The organism is Streptomyces sp. SBT349, assembly GCF_001083795.1.
GTDB lineage: Bacteria > Actinomycetota > Actinomycetes > Streptomycetales > Streptomycetaceae > Streptomyces.
This window is the reverse complement of the sequence record NZ_LAVK01000147.1, coordinates 17,499-25,910: the sequence shown is the minus strand read 5'-3', so window position 1 is coordinate 25,910 and position 8,412 is coordinate 17,499. Positions and strand designations below refer to the sequence as shown.

Genomic DNA, 8,412 nt, shown 5'->3' with positions numbered 1-8,412 from the left:
CCCACCACCCCCAGGGCCGCCGTCCGTGTTCCGCGTCCAGCCATGATCCTGCTCCCCCCTCGCATGCCCCACCTGACGCGCACATGCCCCGAACGGTTCCTGGCGCGCGACCGGGGCCACCGGCGTCACAGCGCTTGTCTACGCCGTAGACAGGCGGGCGATCGCCTGTCTACGCTGTAGACATGATGACGTTCACGGACGGATCGGCATTGATCTCCCCGCCCACCGGGCAGGCGGAATCGGCGTGACCAGCCGTCGGCGGGTGGTCGTCACGCGCACCGGCGGCCCCGACGTGCTGCGCGTCGACACCGACGAAGCCCCCGAGCCCGCCGCCGGCCGGCTGCGGGTGCGCGTGACCGCCGCGGGCGTCGCCCGCGCCGACATCCTGATGCGCGCGGGCCGCTATCCCGGGCGGGTGCCCACGCCGCCGTTCACTCCCGGGTGGGACGTCACCGGCGTCGTCGACGCCGTCGGCCCGGACGTCCCGGACCGGTGGCTCGGCCGCCGGGTGGTCGCGCTGACGCTGACCGGCGGGCACGCCAGCCACGCCTCCGTGCCGGTCGCCGACGCGGTCGAGCTTCCCGGCACCCTCCAGGAGCACGCCGCCGCCTGCCTCCCGCTCGCCTATGTCACCGCGCACGAGCTCCTGCACCACGTGGCCCGGGTCCGCCCCGGCGAGCGGGTGCTCGTGCACGGCGCCGCGGGCAGCGTGGGCACGGCCCTGCTCGATATCGGCCGCCTCCTCGGCGCCGACATGTACGGCATCGCGGCGTCCCGCGACCACGCCCTCGTCGAGACGTACGGCGCCGAGCCGGTCGAACGCGACCGCGCCGCGCTCCCGCGGGCCGACGTCGTGCTCGACATGGCCGGCGGCGCGACGCTCCGCGCGTCCTGGCGCTCCCTGCTCCCCGGCGGCCGCCTCGTCTCCTACGGCTTCCTGTCCCCCGAGGCGTCACCGCCCCGCGACCTGCTCCGGCTACGCCTGTGGAACGCCCTGCCGGGCGACCGCCGCGCCGCGTTCTACCGGCTCAGCGCGACCGCGCGCCGACGTCCCGATCGCGTCCGGGCGGTTCTGCGCGATCTCGTCACCCAGCTCGGCGAGGGCCGGCTGCACCCACGGATCGCCGCGCGCGTCCCGCTCGACCAGCCGGCGCGAGCACACCGCGTCGCCGACGACCCCACCGCCCGCGGCAAGGTCCTGCTCGTGCCCTGAGCACGTGCCGTGGACCGCGACCGTGCCGACCCTGGTGCGTCGGCACCAGGACACGTGCCCGGCTGGTCCGGGCGCACCAGGGGAAGACGGCAGCGGGGGACGATGCCCGGCGGGGGTGCCGGAGGCGAGTGTGGGAGGCGCGCGAATCCCGCGCGTTCCCCTTGCCTAGCGGTGTCTGGAGTGATCAACCGGTGGCGACATATCTGTACCGGATCGGACGGTGGGCCTTCCGGCGGCGCCGGCTCGTGGGCGTTCTGTGGCTGGGTGTCCTGGTGCTGGCCGCGGTCGCCGCCGCCATGGCGCCGGCCGGGCAGGAAGAGGACCTCTCCATGCCCGGCACCGAGTCGCAGAAGGCGTTCGACCTGCTGGACGAGCGCTTCCCCGAGAGCAACTCCCAGGGTGCCGAGGCCCGTTTGGTGTTCCAGGCGCCGGACGGGCAGCGGGTGACGGCCGGGGAGAACGAGGCGGCCGTCGCGGACGCGCTCGGCTCGCTGGACGGGGGCGACCAGGTCGCGTCGACCACCGACCCCTATGAGACCGGCGCCGTCAGCGAGGACGGCACCATCGCCTACTCCACGATCACCTACACCGCGGACGCCGTCGACCTGACCGAGCCGACGAAGAGCGCCCTGGAGGACGCCGCGGGCCAGGCCCGGGAGGCGGGGCTGACCGTGGAGATCGGCGGCTCGGCCCTGGACTCGGAGGAGGAGCCGGGCGGGACGACGGAGCTCATCGGCGTGGCGGTGGCGGCCGTGGTGCTGGTCGTCGCCCTCGGGTCGCTGGTCGCGGCCGGACTGTCGCTGCTGACCGCCTTCGTGGGCGTGGCCATCGCCTTCGGCCTGGTCTCCGCGCTGGCCGTTCCGCTGGGCCTGACGTCCACCGTCGCCATCCTGGCGCTGATGCTGGGGCTGGCGGTCGGCATCGACTACGCCCTCTTCATCACCTCCCGCTTCCGCGACGAGCGCGCCCGGGGCAGCGATCCCGAGGAGGCCGCCGGGCGGGCGGTGGGCACGGCCGGATCCGCCGTCGTCTTCGCCGGCGCGACCGTCCTCATCGCCCTGGCCGGGCTGTCGGTCGTCGGAATCCCCGAGCTCACCAAGATGGGCATGGGCGGCGCGGGCGCCGTGGCCCTGGCCGTGCTCGTCGCGCTGACCCTGGTCCCCGCGCTGTTCGGCTTCTTCGGCCGGCGGGTCCTGTCCCGCGCCGTCCGCAAGGCCACCCGGCGCGGAGGCGGGCGCCCGCACCCGGCGCCCACCGCGGCCGGCCGGCCCGGGCTCGGCACCCGCTGGGCGCGGTTCGTGCTGCGCCGGCCGGTGACCGTGCTGGTGATCGCCGGCCTCGGTCTCGGCGCCGTCGCCGTGCCGGCGCTGAGCCTCGAACTCGGGCTGCCGGGAGACGAGTCCAAGCCGGTGGAGACCACCCAGCGCCGTGCCTACGACCTGCTGTCGGAAGGCTTCGGCCCCGGCTTCAACGGCCCGTTGACCGTGGTCGTGGACATGGCGGCATCCTCGGGGTCCGCGGACGCCCGGGCCACCACGGACCTGGTCGCCGAGACCGTACGGGGGGTGGAGGGGGTCGCGTCGGTCGGTGACCCGGTTCTCAGCCCGGCCCAGGACACGGCCGTCCTCACCGCCGTCCCGGAGACCGCGCCGAACAGCGGCGAGACCAAGGACCTGGTGCACGCGATCCGGGGCGCGGTCTCCGGCGTCGAGGCCGGCACGGGCGCCGGCATCCTGGTGACCGGCACCACCGCGCTGAACATCGACATCTCCGAGGCCATGTCCGACGCCCTCATCCCCTATCTGACCGTGGTCATCGGCCTGGCGGTGCTCCTGCTGACGGTGGTCTTCCGCTCGGTCCTGGTCCCGGTCAAGGCCGCGCTCGGCTTCCTGCTGTCGGTGGGTGCCGCCTTCGGCGTCGTCGTCGCCGTCTTCCAGTGGGGCTGGGCGTCGGACCTGGTCGGCATCGAGCAGACCGGACCGGTCATGTCGCTGATGCCGATCCTCATCATCGGGATCGTGTTCGGCCTCGCGATGGATTACGAGGTCTTCCTCCTCGCCCGGATGCGGGAGGCCCACGTCCACGGCGCGTCCCCCGGCGAGGCGATCGTCAGCGGCTTCCGGCACAGCGGACGGGTGGTGGCCGCGGCGGCGATCATCATGATCAGCGTGTTCGCCGGGTTCATCGGGATGAACAGCCCGACCATCCAGACGATGGGCGTCGGCCTGGCCGCCGCCGTCGCCTTCGACGCCTTCGTGGTCCGGATGGCGATCGCCCCCGCGGTCCTGGCACTGCTCGGCCACCGGGCCTGGTGGCTGCCCCCTATCCTGAACCGTGTGCTGCCGAACGTGGATATCGAGGGTGAGGCACTGAGCAGGCGCGTCCCGGCCTCCGCGAACGAGCCGGACGCGACGGTGCCGCGGCTCCCCGCCGGCAGGCACTGAGTCGGCCATGACGAACACGGGTGGCGGTGGCCCGCGAGCACGTGGCGCGTGGTGGCGGGAGGCGGCGATCACGGCGACGGCGTTCGCGCTCTGCCTGCTCGGCGGCGTGGTGCAGGACGACGGCAGCACGCTGTCACCGCCGCCCGTCGCCGCCTACGTCATCGCCGTGGTGTCCTGTGCCGTGCTGCCGGTGCGGCACCGGGCGCCGCTGGCCGCCATGGCGGTCACGACCGCGTGCGGCGTGCTGGGGCCGCTCCTGGGCCTCCTGCTGAGCCCGCTCCTCGTGGCCCCCGCCGTGATCACCGCCTACTCGCTCACCCTGCGCACCGAACGGCACGCGCCGAGCGCGGTGTTGCTCACCTCCGTGGCGCTGCTGGTCGCGTTCACCCCCGTATTCGGGGCCCTCTCGTGGAAGGACGCGAGCAGGATGGGGGCGGTGGCGGCGTTCCCGCTGGTGGCCGGCGTACTCGGTCACTCGGCGCACAACCGGCGGGCCTACCTGGCGGCCGTGGAGGAGCGGGCCCGGCGGGCCGAGGAGAGCCGGGACAGCGAGGCGCGCCGGAGAGTGGCCGAGGAACGGGTGCGCATCGCCCGGGAACTGCACGACCTCGTGGCCCACCAGATCACCCTCGCCAACGCGCAGGCCACGGTCGCCGCCCACCTCTTCGACGCCCGCCCGGAGCAGACCCGCAAGAGCCTGAAGGAGCTCGTCGAGACCACCGGCGACGCGCTCGACGACCTGCGGGCCACGGTCGGTCTGCTGCGCCAGACCGGGGACGCGGCGGCCCCCGACGAACCGGCGCCCGGACTGTCCCGGCTCCCCACGCTCATCGAGTCCTTCCGCCGCGCGGGCCTGGAGGTGTCGGTGCACCAGGAGGGCACGGCCAGGCCGCTGCCGCCGGGAGTGGACCTCACCGCCTACCGCATCGTCCAGGAGGCCCTGACCAACGTGACCAAGCACGCCGGTACCGGCGGCGCCCGGGTGCGCCTCGCCTGGAACCGCGATCGCGTGACCCTCACCGTCGCCGACGACGGAGGGGGCGCCCGTACGGCGCCGACCGCGTCCACCGGACCGACCGCGTCCACGGGGCCGACCGCGTCCACGGGGCCGGACCGTTCGCCCGGTTACGGCCTGATCGGGATGCGTGAACGTGCCGCCGCGGTCGGGGGACACCTCTCCGCGGGCAGGCGCCCGGAGGGTGGCTTCCTCGTCTCCGCGCACCTGCCCCTCCCGCCCGCCAAGGACACGACGCGGACGACCGACGGAGAGGCGGGGGACGCGCCGTGACGCTCCGGGTGCTGCTCGCCGACGATCAGGCCCTGCTGCGCAGCGCCTTCCGGATGCTCCTCGACACCGCCGACGACATCACCGTGGTCGGCGAGGCCGCCGACGGCAGGGAGGCGGTGAGACTGACCCGGGAGCTGCGCCCTGACGTGGTGATCATGGACATCCGCATGCCCGAGGTGGACGGTCTCACCGCCACGTCCCAGATCTGCGCGGACCCGGAACTGCGTGCCAGCCGCATCCTGATCCTCACCACGTACGAGACCGACGAGTACGTCGCCCAGGCGCTGCGCGCGGGGGCCGGCGGCTTCATCGGCAAGGGCATCGGGGCCGAGGACCTGCTGGACGCCGTGCGGACGATCGCGGACGGCGACACCCTGCTGTCCCCCGCCGCGACCCGCTCGCTGGTCGCCCGTTTCCTGGCCACACCGGACGACGCCCCGCCGCATCACCCCGAGCGGCTCGCCGTGCTCACCCCGCGCGAACGGGAGATGGTGGCTCTGGTCGCGACCGGCCTGTCCAACCAGGAGATCGCCGAGCGGATGTTCCTCAGCCCCTTCACCGTCCGCGCCCACGTGCAGCGCGCGATGACGAAGCTGGAGGCCCGCGACCGGGCGCAACTCGTCGTCATCGCCTACCGGACGGGCCTGGCCCGCGCCGCCCCCGAGGGCGGCACCGGCCGCCCGTCGTGAGCGAACGCGGGCAGCGCGAGGGCTGAGTGGGCCGGTCGTGGCGTCGCGGAGGGCAGGGTGACGAGGCCACGCAGCATGGCGTCGCGTTGCTCCAGGGCCCGCGCCGTGGTGGGGAAGAGCGTGGCCGCACCGTTGTCGACCAGCGCCTGATTCATGGCGACGAACTCGCGCAGGTCGCGCTCGTAGGCGGCGAACGCGGCGGTGTGGTCCCGGTTGGTGGCCAGGGCGTTGGCGAGCACGTAGGCACCGGCCAGCGCGAGGCTGGAGCCTTGTCCGGTGAGGAACGAGGGCGCGTACGCGGCGTCGCCGACGAGCGCGACGCGACCGCTGGACCAGTGGGGCATGCGGATCTGGCCGGCCGTGTCGAGGAAGAGGTCATCCGCGTCGCGCATGGCGCCGACCATGCCGGGGACCTCCCATCCCGCGCCCGCGAAGGCCGCGGCGACCAGGTCCCGTTGGGCGTCGGGGTTCCGGAGGGCGTCGGACGGCGGTTCCGGTTGGTGGAAGGTCAGGAAGGCGTGCACCTCGTCGTTGTCGCCGGTGGCGTAGAGGGCCGCGGCTTTCCCCGGGGTGTTCCACATCACGAGCTCGCGGGAGAGCCCGAGGGTGTTCGGCATGGTGAAGAGGGCGAAGCCGTAGCCGAGGTGGCGGTGGAACCGTTCCTCGGGGCCGAACAGGGCCTCCCGGGTGGTGGAGTGCATTCCGTCGGCGCCGACCACCAGGTCGAACGTGCGCCGTCGCCCGCTGCGGAAGGTGACGTCGACCCCTTGCCCGGACTGGTCGAGGGTGTCGATGGAGTCGCCGAACAGGAACTCCACGTCGTCGCGGACCAGCGCGTGGAGGATCGCGGCCAGATCCCCACGCCGCACTTCGAGGTCCCGCCCCTCGACACCGCCGGCGACGGCGCGCGGGGTGAGGGAGGCCACCTGACCGCCCTCGGCGTCGAGGAAGGTGCAGCGACGCACGTCGATGTGCGCGTCCCGCAGGCGCGGCAGTATCCCCATCCGCCGGACCACCTCCACCGCGGTACCGCGGATGTCGATCGGGTAACCACCGCCGCGCAACGCGCCTGCCTTCTCCACCACGGTGACCGCGCATCCGGACCGGTGCAGCCAGTACGCGAGGGCGGGTCCGGAGATGCTGGCCCCGGAGATCAGGACCTCGCGCCTCGCGGTCGTCCTCACGTCCGTCGAGGGACCGTTGGGTGTCATGTCCGGGCTCCTGTTCTGTTGATACGGACGACGATCAGGGACAACGCGGCGACGAGGCCGGCGACGGCGAACCCCGCGACGAAGGCCGATTCGCTCGGCCCGCCCGTCGACGGGTCGGCCCCGGCGTCGAGGATCGCGCCGCCGATCTGGACGCCCAGGGCGATGCCGATCACGCGTGTCACCACGAGCAGGCTGGTGGCGATGCCGGTGTCCTTGGCCTCGACGGCGGTGGCGGTGCGGGTGAGCAACGCCGTGGTCCCGAGGCCCGCGGCGATCGCGGTCAGCGTCTTCGCGAGGACGAGCTGCCACGCGGCGGTGTGCAGCGACGCCAGGGCGATCATCGTGGCCGCCGTGACGACGGCGCCCACGACGAGCACGGCACGCAGACCGAAACGCCGCGCCACGACCCCGCCGACCGAATCGCTCACCGCCCCGGCGATGGCGCCGGGCAGCAGGAACAGTCCGATGTCGGTGGTGCCGGCTCCGAAGCCGTACCCGTCGGCCGACACCGCGAAGAGCTGCGGGAGCAGGAAGGCCACCATCCCGAAACTGGTGGTGATGACGAAGGTGAGCACGCACGAGTGCCACATCGCGGGCTTCGCCAGCATGTCCAGATCGACCATCGGCGACGCCGCCCGGCGCTCGACGGCGACCCATCCGGTCGCGAGGGCGGCCACGACCACCGCGAGGGCCCCGACCGCGAGGGGCGGCAGGCCGGCGCCCGTCACCCGCACCAGCCCGACCATGAACACGAGCAGCGTGCCGCTCAGCAGGACCACGCCGGGCCAGTCGATCCTGCCGTCCGACGCGATCGGCGGATCATGCGGCATCACCCGCGCCACGACCAGGGTCGTCGCGATGATCGCGATCGTCGGCAGCGCGAACATCCCATGCCAGGACAGTCGCTCCGCGATCGGCCCGGCCATCAGCGTTCCCACGATGCCGCCGCCCGTGAACAGCGCCATGACCAGCCCGATCGCCAGCCGTGTCTCTCCCGCCGGGAGGTGTTTGCGCACCAGGATGAAGGAGAGGGGCAGCGCGCCCACCATGACGCCCTGCAATATCTGACCCAGCAGCAACACCGGCAGGTTCGGCGCCAGGCCGGCCAGCAGACCACCGGCCGAGACGACGGCCATCAGGACGACCAGCACCCGCTTTCCGCCGTAGCGGTCGCCGAGTTTGCCCGCGACGGGCGCGACGGCCGCGCCGGTGATGAGCAAGGTGTTGCCGACCAGCGCCCCTTCGGCGGGACTGACCTCCAACTCGCGTTGCAGCAGCGGCAGCGCGGGCTCCACGACGGACTGGAGGGTGCCGAGGGCGAGTGCCAGGATGCCGAGGGCACCGATCGACAGCCTCCCGATGCGGACCGGGGCAACCACGGCTTCGGACGCGGACGTGGACGTGGACGCGGACGTCCTTTTCATCACCGGGTGATCACTCCAGACACCGCCGGGCAAGGGGAACGCGCGGGATTCACGCGCGTTCCACACTCGCCTCCGGCGCCCCCGCCGGGCATCGTCCCCCGCCGCCGTCTTCCCCTGGTGCGTCGGCACCAGGACAGGGGGGT

At 73.6% G+C, this 8,412-nt stretch carries 6 protein-coding genes; 4 read left to right on the top strand and 2 right to left on the bottom strand.

Annotation, left to right across the window (positions count from 1 at the left end; translation table 11 throughout):
- Positions 1 to 244: 244 nt before the first annotated feature.
- The 4 genes from ADY01_RS19070 (at position 245) to ADY01_RS19055 (ending at position 5,634) form a co-directional block, all read left to right on the top strand.
- Positions 245 to 1,213, top strand: a complete 969-nt coding sequence (locus ADY01_RS19070; protein WP_049574744.1) for a zinc-binding dehydrogenase — start codon at positions 245 to 247, stop codon at positions 1,211 to 1,213.
- A 191-nt stretch (positions 1,214 to 1,404) separates the two neighbouring features.
- The gene (locus tag ADY01_RS19065) at positions 1,405 to 3,657 is read left to right on the top strand and encodes an MMPL family transporter (RefSeq protein WP_049574742.1); all 2,253 of its coding nucleotides are present in this window, start codon (positions 1,405 to 1,407) and stop codon (positions 3,655 to 3,657) included.
- A 7-nt stretch (positions 3,658 to 3,664) separates the two neighbouring features.
- Complete coding sequence (locus ADY01_RS19060) at positions 3,665 to 4,945, top strand: sensor histidine kinase (RefSeq protein ID WP_049574736.1); 1,281 nt, start codon at positions 3,665 to 3,667, stop codon at positions 4,943 to 4,945.
- Positions 4,942 to 5,634, top strand: a complete 693-nt coding sequence (locus ADY01_RS19055; protein WP_049574733.1) for a response regulator transcription factor — start codon at positions 4,942 to 4,944, stop codon at positions 5,632 to 5,634. The genes ADY01_RS19060 and ADY01_RS19055 overlap by 4 nt, the downstream gene beginning before the upstream one ends.
- Here ADY01_RS19055 and ADY01_RS19050 read toward each other — a convergent pair.
- Positions 5,577 to 6,845 (bottom strand): FAD-dependent monooxygenase, encoded by a 1,269-nt coding sequence (locus tag ADY01_RS19050; protein WP_049574729.1) that lies wholly within the window; start codon positions 6,843 to 6,845, stop codon positions 5,577 to 5,579. The genes ADY01_RS19055 and ADY01_RS19050 overlap by 58 nt on opposite strands.
- Complete coding sequence (locus ADY01_RS19045) at positions 6,842 to 8,269, bottom strand: MFS transporter (protein ID WP_049574726.1); 1,428 nt, start codon at positions 8,267 to 8,269, stop codon at positions 6,842 to 6,844. Before ADY01_RS19045 ends, ADY01_RS19050 begins: the two co-directional genes overlap by 4 nt.
- Positions 8,270 to 8,412: the final 143 nt, after the last annotated feature.

Excerpts from the sequence above, each read along its gene's own strand:
- ADY01_RS19060 (WP_049574736.1), top strand. The coding sequence starts at position 3,665 with ATGACGAACACGGGTGGCGGTGGCCCGCGAGCACGTGGCGCGTGGTGG.
- ADY01_RS19050 (WP_049574729.1), bottom strand. The coding sequence starts at position 6,845 with ATGACACCCAACGGTCCCTCGACGGACGTGAGGACGACCGCGAGGCGC.
- ADY01_RS19045 (WP_049574726.1), bottom strand. The coding sequence starts at position 8,269 with ATGAAAAGGACGTCCGCGTCCACGTCCACGTCCGCGTCCGAAGCCGTG.